General features: G+C 41.2%; 27 protein-coding genes and 1 pseudogene. 15 read left to right on the forward strand and 13 right to left on the reverse strand.

Annotation, left to right across the window (positions count from 1 at the left end):
* Positions 1-33: 33 nt before the first annotated feature.
* Entirely contained in the window at positions 34-645 is a 612-nt protein-coding gene (locus C2M33_RS09165; protein ID WP_158685579.1) for a hypothetical protein, read from the reverse strand.
* A gap of 326 nt (positions 646-971) precedes the next feature.
* Between C2M33_RS09165 and C2M33_RS21190 the strand changes: the two genes are divergently transcribed.
* Together C2M33_RS21190 and C2M33_RS09175 are read left to right on the forward strand one after the other, a co-directional pair.
* Positions 972-1,139 carry a hypothetical protein gene (locus C2M33_RS21190; RefSeq protein WP_165381452.1) on the forward strand — a complete coding sequence of 56 codons (168 nt, stop codon included), beginning with the start codon at positions 972-974 and terminating at the stop codon, positions 1,137-1,139.
* A gap of 113 nt (positions 1,140-1,252) precedes the next feature.
* Positions 1,253-2,116, forward strand: a complete 864-nt coding sequence (locus tag C2M33_RS09175) for a TIGR02285 family protein (RefSeq protein WP_063704582.1) — start codon at positions 1,253-1,255, stop codon at positions 2,114-2,116.
* 61 nt (positions 2,117-2,177) lie between these two features.
* Here the strand turns inward: C2M33_RS09175 and C2M33_RS09180 are convergent, their stop codons facing one another.
* From C2M33_RS09180 to rnm, 8 genes are all read right to left on the reverse strand, one after another.
* Positions 2,178-2,756, reverse strand: a complete 579-nt coding sequence (locus tag C2M33_RS09180; RefSeq protein ID WP_105174328.1) for a YceI family protein — start codon at positions 2,754-2,756, stop codon at positions 2,178-2,180.
* A gap of 1 nt (position 2,757) precedes the next feature.
* Positions 2,758-3,312 carry a cytochrome b gene (locus tag C2M33_RS09185; protein WP_063529650.1) on the reverse strand — a complete coding sequence of 185 codons (555 nt, stop codon included), beginning with the start codon at positions 3,310-3,312 and terminating at the stop codon, positions 2,758-2,760.
* Positions 3,313-3,598: 286 nt separating this feature from the next.
* Positions 3,599-4,450 carry a GNAT family N-acetyltransferase gene (locus C2M33_RS09190; protein ID WP_063704576.1) on the reverse strand — a complete coding sequence of 284 codons (852 nt, stop codon included), beginning with the start codon at positions 4,448-4,450 and terminating at the stop codon, positions 3,599-3,601.
* Positions 4,451-4,503: 53 nt separating this feature from the next.
* Entirely contained in the window at positions 4,504-4,875 is a 372-nt protein-coding gene (locus C2M33_RS09195) for a hypothetical protein (protein WP_105174329.1), read from the reverse strand.
* A gap of 114 nt (positions 4,876-4,989) precedes the next feature.
* Complete coding sequence (locus C2M33_RS09200) at positions 4,990-5,352, reverse strand: hypothetical protein (protein ID WP_105174330.1); 363 nt, start codon at positions 5,350-5,352, stop codon at positions 4,990-4,992.
* A 229-nt stretch (positions 5,353-5,581) separates the two neighbouring features.
* Complete coding sequence (locus tag C2M33_RS09205; protein ID WP_063706122.1) at positions 5,582-6,385, reverse strand: segregation and condensation protein A; 804 nt, start codon at positions 6,383-6,385, stop codon at positions 5,582-5,584.
* A 41-nt stretch (positions 6,386-6,426) separates the two neighbouring features.
* Entirely contained in the window at positions 6,427-7,047 is a 621-nt protein-coding gene (locus C2M33_RS09210) for an L-threonylcarbamoyladenylate synthase (protein WP_063704570.1), read from the reverse strand.
* Between the two features lie 9 nt (positions 7,048-7,056).
* Positions 7,057-7,896 (reverse strand): RNase RNM, encoded by an 840-nt coding sequence (gene rnm / locus C2M33_RS09215; RefSeq protein ID WP_105174331.1) that lies wholly within the window; start codon positions 7,894-7,896, stop codon positions 7,057-7,059.
* A gap of 524 nt (positions 7,897-8,420) precedes the next feature.
* Here rnm and C2M33_RS09220 point away from each other — a divergent pair.
* From C2M33_RS09220 to trpA, 6 genes and pseudogenes are all read left to right on the forward strand, one after another.
* The gene (locus C2M33_RS09220) at positions 8,421-9,989 is read left to right on the forward strand and encodes an anthranilate synthase component 1 (RefSeq protein ID WP_105174332.1); all 1,569 of its coding nucleotides are present in this window, start codon (positions 8,421-8,423) and stop codon (positions 9,987-9,989) included.
* Complete coding sequence (locus C2M33_RS09225; RefSeq protein WP_062565123.1) at positions 9,989-10,594, forward strand: aminodeoxychorismate/anthranilate synthase component II; 606 nt, start codon at positions 9,989-9,991, stop codon at positions 10,592-10,594. Before C2M33_RS09220 ends, C2M33_RS09225 begins: the two co-directional genes overlap by 1 nt.
* Positions 10,595-10,603: 9 nt before the next feature.
* Positions 10,604-11,623, forward strand: a complete 1,020-nt coding sequence (trpD, locus tag C2M33_RS09230) for an anthranilate phosphoribosyltransferase (protein WP_105174333.1) — start codon at positions 10,604-10,606, stop codon at positions 11,621-11,623.
* Positions 11,616-12,980 (forward strand): bifunctional indole-3-glycerol-phosphate synthase TrpC/phosphoribosylanthranilate isomerase TrpF, encoded by a 1,365-nt coding sequence (gene trpCF / locus C2M33_RS09235; RefSeq protein ID WP_105174334.1) that lies wholly within the window; start codon positions 11,616-11,618, stop codon positions 12,978-12,980. The genes trpD and trpCF overlap by 8 nt, the downstream gene beginning before the upstream one ends.
* 7 nt (positions 12,981-12,987) lie before the next feature.
* A pseudogene (gene trpB, locus C2M33_RS09240) lies at positions 12,988-14,171 on the forward strand (tryptophan synthase subunit beta).
* Positions 14,168-14,980: a tryptophan synthase subunit alpha gene (trpA, locus tag C2M33_RS09245; protein ID WP_105174335.1), complete on the forward strand. Its 813-nt coding sequence runs from the start codon at positions 14,168-14,170 to the stop codon at positions 14,978-14,980. Before trpB ends, trpA begins: the two are co-directional and overlap by 4 nt.
* 60 nt (positions 14,981-15,040) lie before the next feature.
* On the opposite strand, the gene C2M33_RS09250 is transcribed toward trpA, so the two are convergent.
* The gene (locus C2M33_RS09250) at positions 15,041-15,613 is read right to left on the reverse strand and encodes a type 1 glutamine amidotransferase domain-containing protein (RefSeq protein ID WP_063704556.1); all 573 of its coding nucleotides are present in this window, start codon (positions 15,611-15,613) and stop codon (positions 15,041-15,043) included.
* Between the two features lie 137 nt (positions 15,614-15,750).
* Complete coding sequence (locus C2M33_RS09255) at positions 15,751-16,020, reverse strand: HU family DNA-binding protein (protein ID WP_054561225.1); 270 nt, start codon at positions 16,018-16,020, stop codon at positions 15,751-15,753.
* Between the two features lie 193 nt (positions 16,021-16,213).
* Here C2M33_RS09255 and C2M33_RS09260 point away from each other — a divergent pair, with 193 nt between their 5' ends.
* Both C2M33_RS09260 and C2M33_RS09265 read left to right on the forward strand, forming a co-directional pair.
* The gene (locus C2M33_RS09260) at positions 16,214-16,801 is read left to right on the forward strand and encodes an inner membrane-spanning protein YciB (protein WP_054561224.1); all 588 of its coding nucleotides are present in this window, start codon (positions 16,214-16,216) and stop codon (positions 16,799-16,801) included.
* A 58-nt stretch (positions 16,802-16,859) separates the two neighbouring features.
* Positions 16,860-17,498, forward strand: a complete 639-nt coding sequence (locus tag C2M33_RS09265; RefSeq protein WP_054552911.1) for a CPBP family glutamic-type intramembrane protease — start codon at positions 16,860-16,862, stop codon at positions 17,496-17,498.
* 61 nt (positions 17,499-17,559) lie between these two features.
* Here C2M33_RS09265 and C2M33_RS09270 read toward each other — a convergent pair whose 3' ends face one another.
* The gene (locus C2M33_RS09270) at positions 17,560-18,984 is read right to left on the reverse strand and encodes a sodium-dependent transporter (protein WP_063704554.1); all 1,425 of its coding nucleotides are present in this window, start codon (positions 18,982-18,984) and stop codon (positions 17,560-17,562) included.
* 175 nt (positions 18,985-19,159) lie between these two features.
* Here C2M33_RS09270 and C2M33_RS09275 point away from each other — a divergent pair, with 175 nt between their 5' ends.
* The 5 genes from C2M33_RS09275 to C2M33_RS09295 all read left to right on the forward strand — a co-directional run bounded on the left by C2M33_RS09275 (position 19,160) and on the right by C2M33_RS09295 (position 22,273).
* Positions 19,160-19,459: a YciI family protein gene (locus tag C2M33_RS09275; protein ID WP_105174336.1), complete on the forward strand. Its 300-nt coding sequence runs from the start codon at positions 19,160-19,162 to the stop codon at positions 19,457-19,459.
* A gap of 151 nt (positions 19,460-19,610) precedes the next feature.
* Positions 19,611-19,862 (forward strand): PepSY domain-containing protein, encoded by a 252-nt coding sequence (locus C2M33_RS09280; RefSeq protein WP_063704550.1) that lies wholly within the window; start codon positions 19,611-19,613, stop codon positions 19,860-19,862.
* 2 nt (positions 19,863-19,864) lie between these two features.
* Positions 19,865-20,539 (forward strand): response regulator transcription factor, encoded by a 675-nt coding sequence (locus tag C2M33_RS09285; protein ID WP_063704548.1) that lies wholly within the window; start codon positions 19,865-19,867, stop codon positions 20,537-20,539.
* Positions 20,533-21,870: an ATP-binding protein gene (locus tag C2M33_RS09290; RefSeq protein ID WP_063704546.1), complete on the forward strand. Its 1,338-nt coding sequence runs from the start codon at positions 20,533-20,535 to the stop codon at positions 21,868-21,870. The genes C2M33_RS09285 and C2M33_RS09290 overlap by 7 nt, the downstream gene beginning before the upstream one ends.
* A complete protein-coding gene (locus C2M33_RS09295) occupies positions 21,857-22,273 on the forward strand; it encodes a hypothetical protein (RefSeq protein ID WP_063704544.1) in 417 nt (138 codons plus the stop codon). Before C2M33_RS09290 ends, C2M33_RS09295 begins: the two co-directional genes overlap by 14 nt.
* A 210-nt stretch (positions 22,274-22,483) precedes the next feature.
* Here C2M33_RS09295 and C2M33_RS09300 read toward each other — a convergent pair whose 3' ends face one another.
* The gene (locus C2M33_RS09300; protein WP_063704542.1) at positions 22,484-23,521 is read right to left on the reverse strand and encodes an AI-2E family transporter; all 1,038 of its coding nucleotides are present in this window, start codon (positions 23,519-23,521) and stop codon (positions 22,484-22,486) included.
* Between the last annotated feature and the right edge of the window lie 34 nt (positions 23,522-23,555).

The following is a 23,555-nucleotide window of genomic DNA, read 5'->3' on the forward strand; positions in this document are numbered from 1 at the left end:
TATTATTGTTTAGTAATGACTATAGACTAGTTTTTAATGGTTGGTGGCAACTTCTGGATGGCAACTTTCTTTCAACAGTTGTTCTGTAAATTGCTGATAGCCAAGCTGATTAAAATTTTCAGATAATGGATTCATAAAACCATGTCCAAAGTCGGCTATTTCACAGCTCACCTTCGCTTTACTTTTTAATGTTGCAATCACAGGCTTTATATCAAAATGTTCTTCACTGTGAGGAAAAATAAATCGGCAAGGGACTTTGGCTTCAAGCTCGAGATGATGCCTGACTTGGGATGGATAAAAGGCAATAATTTTTTTAATGAATGAATTTTTTAACTCTGCTTGAGCTCGCCAAACAGCCGCTGCGCCTGCACTAAATGCAATAATCGTGGTTGGCTGACGAATAGCGGCCATTTTGACATGCACCCGTTCAAAATAACTATCATGACCGCAATGAGTAATAAAATGCTGATATTGAAACTGCTCGTTTATAGGGAGCTGAATTTCTCCTAAATAGGGATCGCAAAGACTCACTTTACCGCGAAGCTGCTGAGCAAGCAGCGATAAATGCGCTGTTTTACCAAATATATCTGACACCAAAAGGTAATTCATAAGCATACTTCTTATTGTTATTTTGTGCCTAATCACAATACGCCTGTTTCTGTTAAACATCCAGAAATTATTTTTGATGTTTAAAAAATAAACCTTGCGCTTAGTTAATTCTTACAGTAATCTACTTGTCTGGTTTTTAGAAACCACGCGGTTAACCCCTTACCTTGATCCAGTAATTCCCGCATATTCGTATAAATACTTGCAGCTTGTTTGCTAAATGACATTTCGATGAATTTTCAAATCATCACCAAACTGTCACAAACTTAGTCAACACTGTTAGCAAGACAACAAATGTCGGTCTGTATTTTTAAATGCCTTTTAAAGCTCTACAGACACTGACAAAAGAAAGAGTGAGTTTTATTATGTCATATAAATACAACGGATCTTTGATCCAGATCGCACATCCAGTGCAATCAATCTCGGTAAATAAACAGCGTGTAATTTTTAGTGACACGCAGGGCTTAAAAAATGCCATCTTCCAAAAGGCCAGTGATGCACGCCAATTTGTGAAGTGGTTAAAAGCCAACTAAACCCTACCGATAAACGCCAGCCAACAAGCTGGCGTTTTAGTTTTCACCACCAGCCTGCATATAGCTAAATTCCTGCTACACTTATATTTTTAGCCCATAAATAGGTAGTAAAAATGCGTTGTGTGTGGTCTATTTTACTATTACTTTTTTGCCTGCCTGTTGCTGCAACCAAGCAACCGAAGACCATTGAGTGGATCATGGTCGATTTTGCCCCCTACTACATCATGAATGATAAGTACGAAGGCACAGGTCGTGATGAAAGTGTGATCAAATTACTAGAAAAAGCACTCCCTGAAGTGTCATTTAAACGCACTTTATTGCCGGCTAGTCGTGCCGTGCATGAACTATCAAACCCGCACAACAATTACTGTATGCTGTCGTTGTATCAAAACGAACACCGTAAGCAGCATATTCAGTTTACGAAACACTCATCAACAGTGGGTTTATCACCCTCCATTGCCATACGTAAAGAGTTAGCCGCAAAGCTTGAGTTAGACGTCACAAAACCAGTGTCCTTAAAATCGTTATTAGACGATAAACACTTGGCATTAGGGGTATCAATGAGCCGCTCTTTTGGCGCCGATATTGATAGCGTGATTAACGAAAGCCATGATTCAAATATCATCTCACGCCCTGGTAGAGACACCCTCGCAAGCTTGACTTATATGCTACAAAAAAAGCGTATTGATATATTACTTGGCTACCCAAGCGAGCATTACTATTTGGCGCATTCTATGGGCTTTGAAGATGAATTGACCCAACTGTCACTCACTGAAGCACCTGCATTAAGTGTTGGTTACATAGGTTGTACAAACAACGAACAAGGTAAAGAAACAGCAAAATTATTAGATGAAACCCTTGAAAAAATAGCGCATACAGATGCTTTTCATGACGTTTTAGTACGCTGGCTACCCGATAATTTGCAACCAATTTTAGAAAAGAGGTTAAAAGATAGAAACGAAAGTGCCGCTCATTGAGCGGCACTTTTATATTGACCAATCCGAGAGTAAAGCGAATTGGTGGTCGTATGAATGGTGCTTACTTACGCACACCTTCAATAAATAAACCAATATCAACATGCGTAGAAGCAGGGCCAAGATTGTAGTCGATACCAAAGTCAGCTAGTTTTAGGCTTGTTTCACCTTCAAAACCAACACGGTAACCACCCCATGGATCTTTACCTTCACCAATTTTATCAATTTCAAAAGTAATGGTTTTAGTCACACCATTTAAGGTAAATTCACCTGTTACATCTGCTTCATCACCCTCTTCATCAAATTTGATTGAGGTACTTTTAAATGTTGCAGTTGGGTATTTATCAACATTTAAGAAATCTTTGCTGCGTAAGTGCTTGTCACGCTCAGCATGGTTTGAGTCGATGCTTTTAGTTTCAATCGTTACATTAATTTTAGACGCATTTGGCGCTTTATCGTCATAGCTAAAATCACCTGAGAAAGCATTAAAACGACCATGTAACCAGCTGTAACCTAAGTGCTTAATTTTAAATGTAACAAATGCGTGGGCACCGTCTGTATCAATAACGTAGTCAGCTGCATTTGCGTTTGCTGTTGAGAAAAGTGCAGCACTTAGTGCTGTTCCTAATAGTAATTTTTTCATGTTAATCATCCTTCAATGGTTTGATCATTCTAATTAAGGTTTTATCTTTATCGATAAAATGATGTTTTAGTGCCCCTAAAGCATGTAAAACAACCACAGCTATTAGCCCATACGCGGCATAAAAGTGAATTTTACCTGCAATATCTTCTTGGTTCGCCACCGACTCTGGTAATGCCGGCACAGCAAATAAATTAAATACTTCAATTGCACGGCCATCAGCCGTAGAGATTAAATAGCCAGATGTCACAATGACGATTAAAGCTAAATAAATTAGTTTATGGACTGAGTGAGCAACATGATTCATTGCTTTTGAGCTACCTGCAACAGGCTCAGGTTGAGTACCTAATAAGCGCCAACCAAATCGAAACAACAACAATGCCGCTAAGGTAATACCCACGCTTTTATGCAAGTCCAAAGAGCCTTTGTACCAAGCGTCGTAATAAGTTAGCTCAACCATATAAACGCCTAAGCCAAACAAACCAAACACCCCAAGTGCCATTAACCAGTGCACTAAGATGGCCACCCAGCCATAACTTGACTTTGAATTCTTTAACATACTCATTTCCCATGAGAATCGTGAAACTAGATACATCTTAAATGACGGCTTATATAATTAAAATAGCGTAAAACGAACAGCTTCTGTGCGTATATGCACACCCAGGGAAAGAGGAAAGTTGTAAGGGGAAAGGAAAAAGAAGGTGCTAGGTGCTAGGTGCTAGGTGCTAGGTGCTAGGTGCTAGGTGCTAGCAGTAGTATGAATCCTCGTTAATAAAAGCGTCTAATTCTTAACGTGATAAATTTTTAGTTTTCTCACAACCGATTAATCGCTCACCCCAATAAAATCAGCCGATTTCAAAAGAAGTAACACCGAAAATACGGTTTAATGGCAAACTCGGAGAGTCGTTGGTATACATTCTGGCGGTTTCAAATGACACCTGCATGTTGTACTTCTGTGCTAAAGCAACAGCAGCTTGATTGATTTCTGGCGTATCAAGGAAAATAGCGTCAGAGGCACCCACTTTAGATTTTAAAGCTAGAAATAGAGATTCAGCCATTTCTGGTGAGTCGGCAAATAGAGGGCCAATTTTAAAGCCATTCTGACATTTGCGAATAACGCCGTATCCTGCCAATTCCCCATTTTGCATTACGCCAAACGCATCGCACTGGGGTTGGCTTAACCACGCTTTAGTAAAGTTTGCCCTATTTACCGGGAAAAAAGCCTGTTCGTATGCGTCAATAATTTCGAATGGCACAGCATTAAGATCTACAATATCTGCATTTTGCGGTGACCTACCACCGCCTACTCCTGCAAAACGGATATTGCGATAAGCCAGATTAAAACCAGACTTTTTATAGTTTTCTTGCTGTTCCACCACACCATCAAGGCCGATATTCAACCCTTCAAGGCGTTTTAACGCGGCATTCCAGATTTGTATTCCGTAACCTTTGCCACGGTAACCGGGTTTAACAATGTAGAAGCCAATAAAGCCAAATACATCGTGGTAATTAATGGCAGAAATTGTAGCGATAGGCTCATCGTCTAGAAAACCAACTAGAAATCCTTCAGGATCAGCTGCAAAATAACACTCTGCATCATTAAGGCCTGGATTCCAACCTTCTGCTGCAGCCCAATCAATCATGAGTTCGACTTCCTTTTTGGTCATGGTTTTGATTGTAAAGTGTTTACTCTGCATCTGCTTTCCTTAAAAAATTGAGATAGTTATAAGTCTATCGTTTTTATAGCTGTTTACTTGTGATACTTCTCACAGCTAGTTGACCAATCATATTTTATAAATTTAGTAAACTGAGGATAATCATCATCTGTTTTGTAGGATACGACCACTCCCCCATTACCTATAACATTTACTTTAAATGCTGGTGAATCATACGTTTGCCCTGGGACAAAACTAGCATAAGATGTTTTCCAACCATCCTTGTGTTTGACTAATACCTTTTTCAGCTCGTCATACGCAAGATCGCCCTCAGTTATTATTGTTTCGCAAAACTCAAACTCTGGAGGAATGAGATCAACCCTAATCTGTTGATCACGATTAATATATAAGTAAGTTGCAGCCAACAGAATCATTATAGATAAAATTATTAGTGATAAAGCTTTCATAGTAATCTCTTAAACTAGAATCTTTGTAAAACCTCTATCCCAGTCATTTTAATGATTTCTTGCACTACTCGGTGTTTAGTATTTTCAATAAACACCTGAGTAGATAGTTAGCAATTATATTTTACTTGCTGTTATTTCAATCCTATACACTTCAACACCCTCCGTTCCAACCTCAATCGTTGCAGGTTCGTTAAGGTTTACCATTAACTTAGGTTCTTGAAATTTATTGTAAGAGCCATTTTCAAATTTATAGAGTGCTGATGTTAGTGTCACAGTTTGCTCGTTCAACGTAGGGGTTACATCAAATTTAAGAATATCATCTGCAGTGACTGTTTCAGTTTTGTCTTCTTCAGTTTTAACAACGTGCGTTTTTACAAGTTGATTATTCAAATAAAGGTTAAGGTCTAATTGCAAACTTTCTGCAGCTGAGGCACCAAATGCAGCGAGAGATAACAGTACCATTCCTAACTTTTTCATTATATTTTCCTTAATAGTTGGCTTACCCCAAAATGGGAAAACCAACTTATCAGTTACTGAGACTTGGCGCAATTGTTTAACACTCTGTAAGTTAAGTGTTTTATTCGCATATGAAGCAAATTTTCGTGACGAGCTACTTCTTCACTGATCATAGCCACTTGGCATGAAAGAAGTCACAACTTTGAAACTTAAAACTTACCGCTTAAAGCTTTTAACTATTAACTTCCAGCTATTCGCTTTCTTCCACTAAACCAACATAAATCTGGCTGTTGGCATCTACCTGAAAGCAGCTGATCAGGTTTTCTTTCACCAGCTCTAACATGGCGATAAAGCTTACTACAACACCACTTCTGCCCTCTTCTACCGTAAAAAGAGTGCTAAAAGGCAGCTGTGATTGAGCCTCTGAGAGTTTATCTAAGATTAAGCTCATCCGTTCACGGGTCGATAAGGCTTCTGCGGTAATATGATGGTGTTCAAATGTTTTAGCTCGGGCCATAACGTCGCTTAGCGCAACTAACAAGTCTTTCATGTCAACGTCAGGTAACAGTACCTCACGCTCACTGAATTCTGGCACCAGTGCTTCGGCAACAAAAATATCGCGGCCTTCGCGAGGGATCTCATCAAGATTTTCTGCGGCTTTTTTAAATTGTTCGTATTCTTGTAAACGTCTTACAAGCTCAGCTCGTGGGTCTTCTTCCTCTTCAAGCTCTTCATGTTTTGGTAATAATAATCGTGATTTAATTTGTGCTAATAGCGCCGCCATCACAAGGTATTCACCTGCCAGCTCAAGCTGAAACTCGCTCATCATTTCAACATAACTCACGTATTGCTCAGTAATACTAAAAATAGAGAGCTCTAGCACATCGAGTTTATGTTTTTTGATTAAATACAGAAGTAAATCGAGAGGACCTTCAAAGGTTTCTAAAATGATCTCTAGCGCATCGGGGGGAATATATAAATCTTCAGGTTTATCAACCACTGCTTTGCCATGCAAAAAAGCCAGTGGCAGCTTTTGCTGTACTGGCTCTTGCAAATTATCTGGCGCGTCAAGCTCTGGGCTAGTCAATGAAGTCTCTACTCAAATGGTTTGGTATCACCACAACCGACACGTAAGATTTCGATGCTATCATCTGACAAATCAATTACTGTGGTTGCCTGTTCAGGAAGATAACCACCATGAATAATTAAATCAACTTGCTTTTCAATGCGATCGCGAATTTCATCAGGATCAGCCTCGGTATATTGCTCACCCGGTAAAATTAAAGAACACGACATTAACGGCTCACCTAATTCAGCCAATAAAGCGCAGGTGATTGGGTGTTCGATAACACGAATACCAATGGTTTTTTTCTTTTCGTTTAATAAACGCTTTGGTACTTCTTTAGTGCCTTTAAAGATGAATGTATAAGGCCCTGGGGTGTTATTTTTAATCAATCTGAATAACTGATTATCAACGCGAGCATAGGTAGATAGTTCCGATAAGTCACGGCAGACCAAAGTAAAGTTATGGTGTTTTTCAATGCCACGAATACGTTCGATGCGCTCTTTTGCTTGCTTATTACCAATGCTGCAACCAAGTGCGTAACCCGAATCGGTTGGGTATACAATAACACCGCCCTGCTTAATAATATCAACCGCTTGGCTGATTAAGCGTGGTTGCGGATTATCTGGATGAATATGGAAAAACTGACTCATTACACGCTCCTATTGCCCTTCCCATGCTTGCCAAACCCCTTGGCAATCTTTTGGTAAGTATAAATTTTTACCTAACTCCAACCAACTGGTCGGAAAATGAAAATCTGACCCTTGCGACGCAAGTAAACCATATTCACGGCAAAGTTCACCTAAAAACTGGCGCTCACTCGGCGCTTGCTGTGGCTGTGCAACTTCCATCGCATCACCACCTGCGTCTTTAAACTCAATAATTAACTTACGTAGCCACTTATTCGACATTTGATAACGCCCAGGATGGGCAAGAACGGCAACCCCACCCGCTTGGTGAATGGCAGCAATTGCCGTTTTCATATCGCACCAACTACTTGGTACATAGCCTGTTTTTCCTCGCCCTAAGTATTTTTTAAATACCCCCGGGAAGTTTTTAGCTACACCACGTTCAATCAGTGCACGGGCAAAATGCGCGCGTGTGATCTGGGCGTTTTCGGCAAATGTTTTTGCTTGATCGTAAATGCCTTCAAAACCATTTTTAGCGAGGCGACGACCTATCTCTAAAGCGCGCTCTTCACGCTTGCCTTGTTGCGCTTGTAATAATGACAACAGTGCGTCATTTTCATCATCAACATTTAAGCCAACAATATGAATTTCAAAGCTTTCCCATTTTGTTGATACTTCAACGCCAGCAATTAATTTAAGCGGTAAATTATCATCTGCAATGACTTGGCGAGCTGGTTTTATCGCACTTAACGTGTCGTGATCGGTAATTGCAAACACATCTATGTTTTTCTCAACCGCGCGGTGTAACAATTGCTCGACTGATAGCTGACCATCTGAGTATGTGGTGTGGCTATGTAAATCGTATTTTATCAAAGGGAAAGACTGCTTTACGTAAGTTCTTGAATCAATGATGTGAGTATAACAAAAATTTACTGCGAGGGCGTGATTATCTTTTTAGGTTAGACATATATACCCACATAAATGGGCAATTACGAGAGGTAAATTCCGAACACGTATTAATATGTAAATTAATGCTTGACAGTATCGGCATAGGTACGCTTTACTGTATGCACTTTCAGACACGTTAAATAAGCAATAACAATGAAAAAAACAATTCAAATCACAATTTGGTGGTGGCACTCGTAACTAGCGGGTGACGAATTGTCGTGTCTAACGATTTCAAAACCCGCTCAAGTAGCGGGTTTTTTTATATCTAAATTTTAAGGTTTTATAATGAATTACATAGCAACTCTTACACATCATTGGTGGTGGCGCCTGGCTTAGCGGGACGGTGAGGGTCTATCTAATTTATAGGCATCTTTATACGAACCCCGCCAAGCATCGCTTCGCGGGGTTTTGTTTTTTAAAGAGTTTTTGGGAATGAGGGAGAATGAGGTTTGATTTTTAGTCATATAACAACGACACCGGGTGAAGTAACCAGTATCACTCAAGTGCGCGACTACATCAGTAGCCCACTTGCGTTATACAGTTTACTCGATAAGCCTAATTCACTGCTGTTAGAGTCTGCTGAAATTGATTCTAAAGACAGTGTAAAAAGTCTAATTTTGGTTGACTCAGCGCTACGTATTGTTTGCCAAGGCAAACAGGTCACACTCACTGCACAGTCAAATAATGGCAAGCAATTACTGCCTTATTTACAAACTCATGTGCAAAACTGCTCTGCAGAGCTTGTAGAAGATACATTAACGTTAACCTACAACGCGGTCGCAAGCGATATTGATGAAGCCAGTAAATTAGTAGCAGATAATGCATTTAGTGCGCTACGTAGCTGCATTAACAGTATTAAAAGCACCACAGACAACCCATTCTCTGTGTTCTTAGGCGGTGTGTTTGCCTACGACATGGTTGCTAATTTCGAAACCCTTTCTGATGTACCTGACGGCGAAAACAGCTGCCCTGATTATGTTTTCTACCTCGCAGAAACGTTAGTTGTCATCGACCATCAAGCAAAAACAACCGAGCTAATTGGCAATGTATTTAACGGTCCTGAAGTTCATGCTAATTGTTTTGAGGTTGGTCAACAGTTAGAGCGTTTAAATGCCGTATGTGACAATGCACAAAGCTATCAAGGGCAAAAGCAAGTAGGCTCAAACCCAATTTCTGTTGATGTTAGCGACGAGCAATACTGCGAACATGTCATCAAGTTAAAAAAGAACATCGTTGATGGCGATATTTTCCAAGTTGTACCATCTCGTACTTTTTCTCTCGCCTGCCCTGACTCACTTCATGCTTACAGCCAATTAAAACAACAAAACCCAAGCCCATATATGTTTTATATGCGCGATGAAGAGTTTGTGTTATTCGGCGCATCACCCGAGTCAGCCCTCAAATATTGCGCTGAGAGTAAACAAGTTGAGGTATACCCTATTGCCGGCACTCGCCCTCGTGGCAAGTTTGCTAACGGGCAAATTAATCCAGACCTAGACAGCCGCATTGAGCTTGAACTTCGCAACGACCAAAAAGAGCGTGCAGAGCACCTGATGCTAGTTGATTTAGCGCGAAATGATGTTGCCCGTATTAGCGTACCAGGCACACGTCACGCGAAAGAATTATTAAAAGTAGACCGCTACTCACAAGTGATGCATTTAGTTTCACGCGTTGTGGGTACTTTAAAACCTGAACTCGATGCGCTACATGCTTACCAAGCTTGTATGAACATGGGCACCTTAGTGGGTGCACCTAAAGTACGCGCTGCTGAGTTAGTTCGTCAAACCGAACAAAAACGCCGCGGCAGCTATGGTGGTGCTGTGGGTTATTTAACAGGTGATGGTGCCATGGATAGCTGTATTGTTATTCGCTCTGCCTTTGTTAAAAACGGCACAGCCTATGTGCAAGCAGGTGCAGGTGTGGTGTTTGATTCAGATCCACAATCAGAAGCCAATGAAACCCGTGCTAAAGCACAAGCTGTGATCACTGCGATTCAATCGACTTACGAGGCACAATAATGACGACAACATCAGCCTATAAAATCTACTTTTTAGATAACTTTGATTCATTTAGTTATAACTTAGTCGATGAACTTTCTATGTTAGGGTGCCAGTTAGTGGTATACCGTAATAACATCAGTGCACAAAGCATCTTCGACAAAATGTGCCAAGAGACAGTGCCTGTATTATTAGTGCTTTCACCGGGTCCTGGCGCACCATCTGATGCGGGTTGTTTAATGGAGCTCATTGAACTGTGTAAAGGCCGCTTCCCTATGCTGGGTATCTGTTTAGGACAGCAAGCTCTAACACAAAGCTACGGCGGGGTTATTGGTCATGCCGGCGAAACTGTGCACGGCAAGTCATCAATTATTACGTTGACTGAGCACCCAGTATTCGCGGGTATGGGCGATAAAATGCCGGTTGCTCGTTATCATTCATTAATGGCAACTAAAGTCCCTGATGATGTTGAAGTAATTGCTTGTTATGAAAATATTCCGATGGCAATTTACCATCAACAAGATAATGCCCTTGGTTATCAGTTTCATCCTGAGTCAATTTTAACGCCAAATGGCGCATTGCTATTACAACAAAGCATTGAATTTTTAACCGCACGCGTGCAGTAGAGGAATAACATGGAAGCAACAACTCAAACCCAGTTAAACCAATTATTAGCAAAGCAAGATTTATCATTTTCGCAAGCAACTGCACTGTTTGACGCCATCATGAATGGCAAGCTTAATGATATTGAATTAACTGCGGCACTTATCGCCCTAAAACTGAAAGGCGAAACAAGTGATGAAATCGCCGGTGCGGCGGCATCAATGCGCGCCAATGCAGTGCTATTTCAAACCAGCAAAACCTTACTTGCTGATAGCTGTGGTACCGGTGGCGATGGCTCAAACACAATTAATATTAGTACCACAGCTGCTATTGTTGCCGCCGCTGCGGGCATCAATATGGTCAAACATGGTAATCGCAGTGTGTCGAGTAATTCGGGCTCAGCGGATTTACTTAAAGCCTTGGGTATCAATATCGATATGAGCCCTGAGCAAGCAGCGCATTGTTTAGACAATACTGGGTTTACATTTTTATTTGCACCGCATTATCACAGTGGTGTACGCCATGCGATGGGCGTGCGTACGGCTCTTAAAAGCCGCACAATTTTTAATATCTTAGGGCCACTGGCCAACCCTGCTGCCCCTGAGGTGCAATTGCTTGGTGTTTATGACCCTTCACTGTGTTTACCAATGGCCGAAACCCTAAAAACCCTTGGCACAAAACGCGCTATGGTGGTTCACGGTGCAGGCACTGACGAAATTGCCTTACATGGGACAACCAAAGTGGTCGAGCTTAATAACGGTGAACTGAGCGAATATACGCTAACAGCGAGCGATTTTGGTCTTGCAAACTATTCACTTGAACAACTAGCAGGCCAAGGCCCAGAATATAACGCAAAAGCAAGCTTAGCGATTTTACAAGGTCAAGGTGAAATGGCGCATAACGCTGCCATTATAGCCAACGTCGCCGCCCTTCTTTATTTAACCGATAAAGCAGGTGATTTAAAAGCAGCCGCAGATCAAGTAAGCGAATTATTAGCATCAGGCAAAGCGATGGACACATTGAACGCAATTATTGAGGTAAGTCATGGCTAACGTGTTAGACAAAATTGTTGCCGACAAACGCATTGAATTAGAACAAAGAAAAGCACAGCGCCCGCTTGAATCGTTCATTAGCGATGTTGTGCCAACCAAGCGAGACTTTGAAGCGGCGTTAGCAGCAACAGGCACACAATTTATTTTAGAGTGTAAAAAGGCCTCACCGTCAAAAGGGCTTATTCGCGAACCATTCAATTTAGACGAAATTACATCGGTTTATAAAAAATACGCAACTTGTATGAGCGTATTAACTGACGAAAAATATTTCCAAGGTAGCTATCAGTACCTCGAATACGTGCGCAGCCAAGTGGAACAGCCGCTTATTTGTAAAGACTTCTTTATTGATGAGTACCAAGTTTACTTAGCACGCTTATCTGGTGGTGATGCCATTTTATTAATGCTCTCAGTCCTTGATGACGAGCAATATTTAGCGCTTCACAAAGTGGCTGACTCTTTAAACATGTCGGTACTAACAGAAGTCAGTAATGAGCAAGAAGTAAGTCGTGCACTTGCACTTAATGCCAGCCTAATTGGTATTAATAACCGCGACCTTCGTGATTTAAGTACTGATCTTGCAACAACTGAGCGTTTACGTCAGCTTATCCCAAATGACAAAGTAGTGATTTCAGAATCGGGCATTTATACCCATAAAGATGTAAAACGTCTTGCACCATTGTGCGATGGCTTTTTAATTGGCAGCTCACTGATGGCTGAGCGCGACTTAGAAGCCGCATGCCGTAAAGTCATTTTAGGTGAGAACAAAGTGTGTGGTTTAACCCGTTCACAAGATGCGATGGCAGCCTACGCCAGTGGTGCTGTGTATGGTGGCTTAATTTTTTATCCTAAGTCACCGCGCTATGTCGATATCGACTGTGCCAAGCAAGTTACGCAAAGTGCCCCGCTCGCGTATGTGGGTGTGTTTGTCAATGCACCTCTAGAACAAGTGGTCGATTATGCACAAAGCTTAAAATTAGCTGCAGTGCAATTACATGGTGACGAGAATAGCGAGTATATTCAAAGTCTCAGAAAGCAATTACCGCTTGGCTGTGAAATTTGGAAAGCCCAAGCCGTTAAAGGCGAATTACCCAAACCGCTTGAAGGGGTTGATCGCCATTTATACGACACTTACAGCAAAAGCCAAAAAGGCGGCACAGGCGAAGCATTTGATTGGTCAGTGCTAGAGACGGCAACCGTGCCGTTTATGTTAGCCGGGGGTTTAAACCCAGAAAATATTCACGCAGCGCTTTATCGCGGTGCTAACGGCCTTGACCTAAATTCTGGCGTTGAAGCGTCAGCGGGTAAAAAGTGCCAAACAAAATTACAAAATGCGTTTTCGCATATCAGAAATTATTGAGGTTAGAATGCAAAATCCAGCTTATTTCGGTGAATTCGGTGGTATGTTTGTACCACAGCTGCTTGTGCCAGCACTCAAGCAACTAGAAGCAGAGTTTAACAAATCACAAAAAGATCCAGCTTTTCAGGCTGAGTTTGAAAAACTGTTAAATGAATACGCAGGTCGCCCTACGCCATTAACTCTGACACGTAACTTAGTTAAAAATCCTAAGGTAAAACTTTATTTAAAGCGTGAAGATTTACTCCACGGCGGTGCGCACAAACCAACCAAGTACTTGGTCAAGCACTTCTGACCAAACGCATGGGTAAAAAAGAAGTGATTGCAGAAACAGGTGCCGGCCAACACGGTGTTGCAACGGCCCTAGCCTGTGCCCTACTTGGCTTAAAATGCCGTATTTACATGGGCGCAAAAGACGTTGAACGTCAGCAACCAAATGTATTTCGTATGAAACTAATGGGCGCAGAGGTTATTCCTGTCACGGCAGGCTCTGGTACCTTAAAAGATGCCGTAAACGAAGCACTGCGTGACTGGTCAGCTAATTACAAAGATGCTCACTATTTACTAGGCACTGCAGCAGGCCCTCACCCATTCCCTACCATGGTGCGTGAGTTCCAAAAAATGATTGGTGAAGAAGCAAAACAACAAGTGATTAAAGCTGAAGGTCGCTTACCGGATGCTGTGCTTGCTTGCGTGGGTGGTGGCTCAAACGCCATTGGTATGTTCACAGACTTTATTGATGAGCCAAGTGTAAAACTAATTGGTGTAGAGCCAGCTGGTAAAGGCTTAGATACCCATCAACACGGTGCTACGCTATGTAAGGGCACGAAAGGCATTTTACACGGTACCTATACCTATATTATGCAAAATGATGATGGTCAAATTGAAGAGTCTTACTCTGTTTCAGCAGGCCTTGATTACCCAGCTGTTGGTCCACAACATGCTTATCTTCATGAGACAGGCCGTGCAGAATATGTGGGCATTACTGATACTGAAGCACTTGAGGCATTCCAACTACTGGCTAAGAACGAAGGGATTATTCCAGCGCTTGAATCAAGCCATGCCCTCGCATATGCCCTTAAATATGCCGAGCAACAAACCGAAGACACTATTTTAGTGGTTAACCTAAGCGGCCGAGGCGATAAAGATTTGGCTCACGTACACAGTGTTTTATCAGAAGGAGGCGCACTATGAGCCAGACTAACCGTTACGGACAACTGTTCGCCACATTAAATGAAACAAACCAAGGTGCTTTTGTACCCTTCGTTACGATTGGTGATCCTAATAAAGCACTGAGTGTAGAAATCATCAAAAGCTTAATTGATGGCGGCGCTGATGCCCTTGAACTAGGTATTCCATTTTCAGATCCGATTGCAGATGGCCCGGTGATCCAAGCTGCCAACATTCGTGCACTTGATGAAAACATCAATACCCAAGATTGCTTTGATATCATCAAGCAAGTGCGTGAGTACAATGCCGATATTCCAATTGGCCTGTTATTGTATTCAAACCTAGTATTTAAGCGTGGCATCGAAAAGTTTTATCAAGATGCTAAAGAAGCCGGTGTTGATTCAATTTTAGTGGCTGACGTGCCGCTGCACGAATCAAAGCCATTTCGTAAAACAGCAATGCAAAATGGTATTGACCCAATTTTTATTGCTACACCGAATGCTGATGATGACACTTTACGAGAGTGTGCGTCATATGGCCGTGGTTACACATACCTTCTTTCACGCGCAGGTGTGACAGGCACAGAAACCAAGGCACAAATGCCAGCAGATTCATTAGTTAAAAAACTAAAAGATTACCATGCTGCACCGGCATTATTAGGCTTTGGTGTATCAACACCAGAAGATGTTAAATCAGCACTTGAGTCAGGAGCCGCTGGTGCGATTTCAGGCTCTGCGGTTGTTAAAATCATCGAGGCAAATCTTGATGACCAAGCAGTGATGCTAACTGGTTTAAAAGAGTTTGTAGCCAGTATGAAAGCAGCTACAAAGTAATTTATTGTATTGCTTAAAAAAGGGCCTTAAAGGCCCTTTTTTGTGCTTAACAATTTATGATTAATGATGGCGATGCTCGCCCTCTTTAATTTCTTCTATGAATTTTCGATTAAAGGCTTCAAGGTCGGCTGGGCTTCGGCTTGTAACTATGCCCTTATCAACACATACCTCTTGATCAACCCAATTAGCTCCTGCATTGATCAAATCCGTTTTGATACTTGGGTATGAGGTTACTTTGCGCTCCCGTAGTTTGTTAATTTCGGCTAATAGCCATGGACCGTGGCAAATCGCGGCAATGGGTTTGTTTTTACCGGCACTGAAAAATCCATCAACGAATGCTTTTGCTTCGCTATCTTGACGTAACGTATCTGGGTTGAATAAGCCTCCAGGAAGCAGTAACGCGTCATACTCTGCAGAGTCTGCTTCGCTGACTACGCGGTCAACACTGACTCGCTCACCCCATTGGTTTTCATCCCATGCGGTGATATCGCCACGCTCAAGTGACACAACTTCGACAAGTGCACCAGCTTCTAATAATGCGCTTCGTGGTGACAATAGCTCGCTTTGCTCAAAACCATTGGTTGCAAGAATGGCAATCTTTTTACCATTCAGCTGGCTGTTTAAATTTGACATGTTATCTCCTTATTTAGGTAAACCTAAACAATTAACAGCAGACAACATGCCAAACTTAATAGATTGAAAGTATTGAATAAATTCCCAAGTGCTCTATGTGTGCTCTGTAAATACTACACCCGCTTTGCAAATCCTGCTTATAAACCGTCTTTAAGTGCTTTTGCTGGTTTAAAAACTGGCTTATTAGCGCCTTCAATTTCAATTTCTTCACCGGTTTGCGGGTTGCGCCCTTTACGTGCAGGGTAATAACTTAGGGCAAACGTACCAAAACCATTAATTTGCACTTGGTCACCCTCAGAAAGAGACTTTTCAATCGCATTTAACATACTCGTTAAAGCAGCTTGAGTGTCTTTTTTTGTTAATTCACTATGGGCAGCCATTTGTGATACTAACGCGGCTTTATTCATAAAAATGCTCCAAAATACGCCGCTTAATCATCTGAGGTTAAGCGGAAAAAGATAAGGTAAAACAACCTAAACGCAGGTTTAGGCCAGATTGGCTCGGGAGGCTAAGCTTTCAGGGCTGCTAAGTCAACCTTGTATCTTGCGTGATAACTTGATACAACCCAGTATCTTTTTAAATTAGAGCATTTATAAATTTATGCATGCGATTATTGAATACATCCCGCTGATCCTGTTTTTTGCGGTTTTCAAGTTAGTTGATATTTATTGGGCAACAGCCTTGCTGATGCTAACCACCTTAATTCAAGTTGCTTACTGTTATTTTAAAGATGGTAAAGTGCCAACCCGTCATTGGGTGTTTTTTGCCATAGCGGTGGTATTAGGCACGCTCACCTTAGTGTTCCACGACGAGCAGTTCGTAAAATGGAAAGCCACCATTGTGTATGCCATTTTCAGTGTTACTTTATTAGTAAGCCGCTATGTACTTGGCAAAAACTTAGTGAAAAAAGCACTTAGCTCGATTTTAGAAAATGCCTCTGAGAGTAAACAAGAAATCAACGTACCTGAAGCGCTCTGGAATAAGCTTAACCTATTTTGGGTTGCCGTGACTGCAGGTATCTCGGCGCTGAATATCTACATTGCCTATAACTTCTCGCTCGATTTTTGGGTTAACTTTAAAGTGTTTGGCTTAATGGGCATTACCTTTGTTTGCGTGTTAGCAACGATCATCACCCTATTCAAATACTTACCTGAAGATGACGAAGAGAAAGATCCAAAGCAATCTTAATGTCATAAATTTGTCGTCTTAGCTTGTTAGCGTAAACAAAAAACACGCTGAGACAACATTGAACGCTAACCAATACCGCTGGCTTGAATTTACCCTCATATTTGTTTCTTTGCCGCTATTAGGCTTCTTTCTTCGTGCCTATCTCGCTAACTGGCTTATTCCTGCCCTTATTATTTTAATGGCCGTGTGCGGCATGTTGCTTTTATCTGATCCCCATTTTAAACGCTTTCGTTTAACCAGCCTTGGGCAATTTAGTGCGGTAAAACGTCGCTTATTTAGTTTCTTCTTTTTAGGGGCGCTATTCTCCGGAATGTTTTACGGCATCATGAATCAAGAAAATTGGTTTTCACTGCCTCGAAACTCATTTAACGATTGGCTAATGTTGTTATTGCTCTACCCTATCTTATCAGTGATGCCACAAGAGCTTATTTTTAGAACCTATTTTTTCCATCGTTATAAACGCATTATGCCAAGTAAAACAGTGCGTATTATTGTCAGCGCATCAGTGTTTGCGTTGGCGCATATTGTCTATGCGAATGTATTGGCCGTATTGTTGGCATTTTTAGGGGGGCTGTTGTTTTCTTATACGTACGCGCAAAGCCGCTCGACCTTCGTGTGTGTGATTGAACACAGCTTATGGGGACTTTGGATGTTTACCCTTGGCTTGGGTGATGTGCTTGATGCCGGGGCCTTTTAATATAAAAAAGAGAGGCATAAAAAAGCCGCGCAAAGTGCGCGGCTAAGTATTGAACTGGTTCTTAAAATCCGAAAATACTAAATGCGAAGAACTTAGTCGCCACTGTATTTACAAAGATTAGTAATAAAATGGCAGGGATAAACGTTGAAAGCGAGAAGTTCACATACTTCTCTGTAAAGCTGCCAACATAGCCGTCACAGCCTTGGCTTAGCTCTGCTGATAAGTTTGCTTTTTTCCAACGATACATAACGAATAAACACACCATTAAACCGTTAAGCGGTAAAATTGTGTCGTAAAACACATCATAAACAATATCAAATAAGCTCTTATCTGCACCGCCATAGCTAACAAACTTTGTAAGTGAGTCAACCATACCAAATGACATGGTACACAGCACAGTTAATACACCTGTAGATAAGGTTAAGATAGCCAGTGCTTTTTTGCGGCTGATACCCTTACGATCGCTTAATGTTGCTGTTGGTACTTCTACAATTGATACAAGCGACGTAATTGCAGCAAAAAAGACAAGTAAGAAGAATACAAACGCAACAATTGATGCACCCACGTAACCAATGTCAGCTTGAAGTGCTAATAAAATTTTTGGTAGGTATACAAAAATCATTGATACCGAAGAGTCTGATAAAGTACTTGGATCAGTATTCGGATTAAAACTAAAAATAGCTGGAAGCACCATAAGACCGGCAATGAATGCAACCAATGAATCGGTTACCGCAACCATTTTTGCACTGCCAACAATGTCGTCTTTCTTAGAAATATACGATGCATAGGTCATTAAAATACCCATACCTAACGACAATGAGAAAAATGCTTGAGCCAGCGCACCATTTAGTACACTCGCATTCATTTTACTGAAATCAGGAACGATATAGTACTTTACACCCGCCATCGCGTTATCAAGTGTTAATACATAAACAACCAGCGCGGTAAGTAGCACAAATAAAGCCGGCATCATAAACTTAGCCGCTTTCTCGATGCCCTCTTTAACACCACCCACTAAAATCAAGTTAACGATGATTGCAACCACAGCCATATAACCAAACACGGTGTAGCTATTGATAAAAGTGCCAAAATTATCAGGCTGGGCCAAGGCATCTAAATTACCAAATGCAGTTTGCGATAGATAACCGAAAATCCATACTGTGATCACCATATAAAAAACAGCAATCATAAATGGCGTTAATACGGCTAAAAAGCCAGCAAAGTTCCATTTTGGATCATTGCCTGCTAATAATTTGTATGAACCAAGTGGATCTTTTTGCGCTTTACGACCCATGGCCATTTCAGCCATCATCACTGGCAAACAGATAAAAATGACAAACAATGCATAGACTAAAAGGAAAGCACCACCGCCGTTTTTTGTAGCTGAAACAGGAAAACCTACTAAGTTTCCGATACCTACAGCAGAACCGGCTGCCGCTAAAATAAAACCGAGGCGGGAGCTAAAATGCTCGCGTTTTTCGCTCATTTAAAAACCTTATTATTATTTTCTCAACCCAGCGACTCTACCAGTGTTACACCGCGTATTTCAAGCTTTATAAGTTAAAGTTATATGGGTTTGTGTAAAGATTATTACGCGAATAATCTCTCGTCTATTGCTAAGAATATGCTACTATTTTTTAAAATAACATTGAGAACACACCATGCTGTATATGATTTATTCAACGGATGTTGAAAATAGTTTAGAAGCTCGCAAATCTGCGCGCCCTGCTCACTTAGCACGCCTTCAAGAATTAGACGATCAAAATCGTTTATTTACGGCAGGCCCCCTTCCAGCGATTGATAGTGAAGATCCGGCTGATGTTGGTTTTACTGGTTCATTAGTGGTTGCAGAATTTGACTCATTAGAAGCAGCACGTGAATGGGCAGCAAACGATCCGTATATTGCTGCGGGTGTTTACGACAACTCAGTGGTAAAACCATTTAAAAAAGTATTTGGTTAATCCCTGAACTTAACTGAATCAATAATTCAGTGTTTGTTCACGGCTTATTAACTAAGATCTGGCTATCGAATTACAGAATTTAACGTAATTACTTGAATTTTAGTTAATTGGTTAATTAAACTAAATGGGTCTGGTTTAGGAGTTCCCCGTCATGCGCATAGTATTAGCCTTCAGTTTTAGTCTTTTATTTGCATTATCAAGCTTTCATGCTGATGCCAATAAGAAGCAAGCCCCAGAGGTGACTAAAAAGCAGGCTGTGATGATTGCCCAAAAATCTGAAGACGGCCGAACCCTGAAAATCACAGAGCAAGATAAAGTATTTACCGTAAGAATTTTAAAAACGAACGGCCACGTGGTTGATGTCCATGTGAACAAAAAGACTGGCGAAGTGAAAAAGGATTAAGAATGCGAATTTTAGTTATTGAAGATGATTTACACTTAGCAGATAACCTTCGTAATGCCCTAGAAAAAGAGCGTTACAGCGTAGACCTTTGTCACGATGGTGAAGCTGGTTTATTCCATATTACCGAGTACCCGCTTGATATGGCGGTAGTAGATTTAGGCTTACCAAAAATAGATGGTATCGAATTAATTACCAAAGCTCGTGCGCAAGGTATTACCATTCCTATTTTGATTTTAACGGCACGTGACCGTTGGCAAGATAAAGTAGAAGGCTTAGACGCAGGTGCAGATGACTACCTTACTAAACCTTTCCACGTTGAAGAGCTAATCGCTCGCTGTAATGCCCTTATCCGCCGCAGCGCAGGTAAAGCAAACCCAGAAATGACAGCAGGTCCTATCAAAATTCATACTCGCTCACAGCAAGTATGGGTAAACGATAAAGAACTTAGCTTAACAGCATACGAATACAAAGTTTTAGAATACCTAATGGTTAATCCACAAAAGGTAATTTCTAAATCTGAACTAACAGAGCACATCTACGACCAAGACTTCGATCTTGATTCAAACGTAATCGAAGTATTCGTGTTGCGTTTACGTAAGAAGCTTGACCCTGACGGTACCCTTAACCCAGTTGAAACATTACGCGGCCGTGGTTATAGGCTAAAAAGTCAGTGGTAGCATCGCAGATACCGCTTAAAGTAAGGCAAGGATTTATCCTTGTCTTTGTTTTATTAGTCGCCCTACCAATTCTGTTTTTCTCAATTGGTAAGGCTTACTACGCCTCCTTGGTCGAAGCGACCGAAAAAACCCTCGAAGCTCACTTATATTCATTAATCTCTGAAGTCGATTTCACTGAACGCGGCATTGTTATGCCAAGTACTATCTTAACGCCAGAGCTAAACCGACTAAATTCAGATACCTACGCGATGATTTATCGCGGTGACTTACCCGTTTGGTATTCTGAATCAGCGACCAATATCAATTTTATTCCTGATAACTTTGAAGCCCCTGCAGGCTCTGCGGATTTTCGCCGTGTTGAATACAACAATACTGTGTATTGGCAATTAACGCTTACCGTTATTTTAGAAAACATTGACCAATCTGAGCATGCGCGTTTCATTTTATTAAAGCGTAATGATGCCCTACTCAGGCTGATGGATGGCTTTAAACAAACACTCGTAAATTGGATGTATATCATGGGTGTGGCCATTGCTGCGCTAATGGCGATTGGTTTTGTTTGGAGTGCAAGACCACTGCAACGACTCGATAAAGAAATTAAAGCTATTGAATCGGGTGATAACCAACAAATTAAAGGTCTTTACCCAGTTGAGCTGCAAACCATTAAAGCCGATTTAAATTTATTACTTGAATCACAGCAGCGCCAAAAAGAGCGTTATCGCGCCTCATTGAGCGACCTTGCTCATGCATTAAAAACACCATTAGCGGTGCTTAAATCTAGTCCTTTGGCCAATGATGCTGATGCACAAGAGCAGTTAGACCGCATCAACGTGATGATCGAACACCAATTAAAACGTGCTGCCACAGGTGCGTCTGACACCTGGAAAAAACAAACTCACATCAAGCCTGTTATTGATTCAATCTTAAGCGCAATGAGCAAAGTTTATCGCGACAAAGATATTATTTTCACCTGTGAAGTCACAGAAAAAGACTATTTCTTGGGTGATAAAACCGATTTAATGGAACTACTCGGTAATTTAATCGATAATGCCTGTAAAGCTTGCCGCTCACAGGTCGATATAAAGGTTAAGCAGAACAAAAAGTTAACGCTCAGCATTAGTGATGATGGCCCAGGTGTCCCTGAACACAAGCGTGAATCATTACTGACTCGCGGTACCAGACTCGATACCTACGAAAGCGGCCACGGTGTCGGCATGGCTATCGTGTCTGATTTAGTCAACTCGTATAACGGCACCTTAACCATTAAAGATGCAGAGAAACTAGCGGGTGCTGAGTTTATATTAGAGTTTAATTACAATGATAAGAAATAAAAAATCGTTACTTATTAAAGGTATGCTACTAGCCCTATGCGCGGGTTCAGCGCATACTCAAGCTCAGCAAAGTTGTGAGCTTACGAGTAACAATACAGATGAGACTAAACGTTACATTCAATGTCTTGATCAAGTTATTGCCGATTTGCATCGCGACCAAAAGATGTGGATTAATAAGCTCACGATGGATCTTGAAAAAATTAAAGAAGATAGCGGTAACAGCCAATTGCTGCCTATATTCAATCGCAGCATCAAGAACCAGGAGCGTTATTTAGAAGACAGTTGTCGCTGGCGCTACTTACAAAAAATGCCAAATGGTACGAAAGCTGCCATTGCCTACAAGCAATGTGAAATTGAAATTCTGAAAAGCCATATACAGGTTTTACAACGGCCTCTAAAGTAATAATACCAATCCGCAATAATACTTAATCATTTTGAGGGATTAAACCTGTCGCTACCTGCGTTAAAAATTTCTGATTTAGAACAACTAAATAACGAAATTTTTGCCTTGTTATCAACGAGGTTTTATTGCCTCAAAATAGACCATTTAATTAAGCGAATTGGTATAACACTTAATCATTTTGAAAGATAAAAAGGCGCTTAAGCGCCTTTTTTAATCTTCAAGTTTTAGCTCTTCGCCATTGCCAAGCAAGGTAGCAAGCCATCTCCCTTCTTGGCTGGTTTCTAAAGCAATTTTAACTATCATGGTCAATGGAACTGATAACAGCATACCCACGGTACCCATCAACCAACCCCAGAAAATTAATGATAAAAATACCACCAACGTCGATAAACCCAGCCCTTTACCCATAAAGCGCGGTTCGACAATGTTTCCCATTACGGTATTAATCACTAAATAACCACCAGCAATAAACCCTGCAACCAATGGGCCTTGAGTGATCAAAGCAAGTAGTACAGCAGGAACAGCTGCAATGATAGACCCAATGTTAGGAATATAATTAAGCATGAACGCCACTACACCCCACAGTACAAAGTAATCAACATCAAGTGCCCACAGCATAAAGCCTGCAAGTATACCTGTGCCTAAGCTAACCATGGTTTTAATGGCAAGATAAGAATTAATAGAATCTAAAAAGCGATCAATTTGCTGCATTTTCATTTCAGGATCATCCAATGCAAGGTGCACTTTCTTGCTCAGCATAGGTCCTTCAAATAACATGAACACCACGGTTAGGATGATCAAAAACAGATTCGCCATCACCCCACCAAGGCCAGTCAGCATGTTGGTTGCAACATCAATCATTTTACCCGGATCGAATAAAGAGATGATCTGCTCTTTATCAATCAGAATGTTATAACTTGCGGCAACATTAACCACCCAGACAAACTCTTCTTTTAGTTGTGCTTTGTACTCAGGCAGTTTTTCAGAGAAATCGGTCATAGATTGCCCAACCAACCCGGCAAGGCTTATCCCTACACCGACGATCATCAGCATCACAAACACAACAGCAATCCCTTTAGGGATACCGTATTTGGCAAAGAAACGGATTAAGGGATTACAAATAATGGCAATAAAAGCCGCCAATACAAATGGAATAACAATCACACTTGCGGCTTTAATACCCGCTAAAACAACGACTAAAGCAGCAAATATCACTAAACTTTTATTTACACCAGTCAGGCTCGACAAAATAAAATCCTTGTTAGTTTTTTTAACAGTGTAA

Origin of the sequence: Pseudoalteromonas sp. T1lg122 (assembly GCF_002964825.1) — a bacterium.
Taxonomy (GTDB): Bacteria; Pseudomonadota; Gammaproteobacteria; order Enterobacterales; family Alteromonadaceae; genus Pseudoalteromonas; species Pseudoalteromonas gelatinilytica.

Coding starts and splice junctions, on each gene's coding strand:
- C2M33_RS21190 (WP_165381452.1), top strand. CDS start 972: ATGTCATATAAATACAACGGATCTTTGATCCAGATCGCACATCCAGTG.
- C2M33_RS09175 (WP_063704582.1), top strand. CDS start 1,253: ATGCGTTGTGTGTGGTCTATTTTACTATTACTTTTTTGCCTGCCTGTT.
- C2M33_RS09180 (WP_105174328.1), bottom strand. CDS start 2,756: ATGAAAAAATTACTATTAGGAACAGCACTAAGTGCTGCACTTTTCTCA.
- C2M33_RS09185 (WP_063529650.1), bottom strand. CDS start 3,312: ATGTTAAAGAATTCAAAGTCAAGTTATGGCTGGGTGGCCATCTTAGTG.
- C2M33_RS09190 (WP_063704576.1), bottom strand. CDS start 4,450: ATGCAGAGTAAACACTTTACAATCAAAACCATGACCAAAAAGGAAGTC.
- C2M33_RS09195 (WP_105174329.1), bottom strand. CDS start 4,875: ATGAAAGCTTTATCACTAATAATTTTATCTATAATGATTCTGTTGGCT.
- C2M33_RS09200 (WP_105174330.1), bottom strand. CDS start 5,352: ATGAAAAAGTTAGGAATGGTACTGTTATCTCTCGCTGCATTTGGTGCC.
- C2M33_RS09210 (WP_063704570.1), bottom strand. CDS start 7,047: ATGAGTCAGTTTTTCCATATTCATCCAGATAATCCGCAACCACGCTTA.
- C2M33_RS09225 (WP_062565123.1), top strand. CDS start 9,989: ATGACGACAACATCAGCCTATAAAATCTACTTTTTAGATAACTTTGAT.
- trpD (WP_105174333.1), top strand. CDS start 10,604: ATGGAAGCAACAACTCAAACCCAGTTAAACCAATTATTAGCAAAGCAA.
- trpCF (WP_105174334.1), top strand. CDS start 11,616: ATGGCTAACGTGTTAGACAAAATTGTTGCCGACAAACGCATTGAATTA.
- trpA (WP_105174335.1), top strand. CDS start 14,168: ATGAGCCAGACTAACCGTTACGGACAACTGTTCGCCACATTAAATGAA.
- C2M33_RS09250 (WP_063704556.1), bottom strand. CDS start 15,613: ATGTCAAATTTAAACAGCCAGCTGAATGGTAAAAAGATTGCCATTCTT.
- C2M33_RS09255 (WP_054561225.1), bottom strand. CDS start 16,020: ATGAATAAAGCCGCGTTAGTATCACAAATGGCTGCCCATAGTGAATTA.
- C2M33_RS09260 (WP_054561224.1), top strand. CDS start 16,214: ATGCATGCGATTATTGAATACATCCCGCTGATCCTGTTTTTTGCGGTT.
- C2M33_RS09270 (WP_063704554.1), bottom strand. CDS start 18,984: ATGAGCGAAAAACGCGAGCATTTTAGCTCCCGCCTCGGTTTTATTTTA.
- C2M33_RS09275 (WP_105174336.1), top strand. CDS start 19,160: ATGCTGTATATGATTTATTCAACGGATGTTGAAAATAGTTTAGAAGCT.
- C2M33_RS09280 (WP_063704550.1), top strand. CDS start 19,611: ATGCGCATAGTATTAGCCTTCAGTTTTAGTCTTTTATTTGCATTATCA.
- C2M33_RS09285 (WP_063704548.1), top strand. CDS start 19,865: ATGCGAATTTTAGTTATTGAAGATGATTTACACTTAGCAGATAACCTT.
- C2M33_RS09295 (WP_063704544.1), top strand. CDS start 21,857: ATGATAAGAAATAAAAAATCGTTACTTATTAAAGGTATGCTACTAGCC.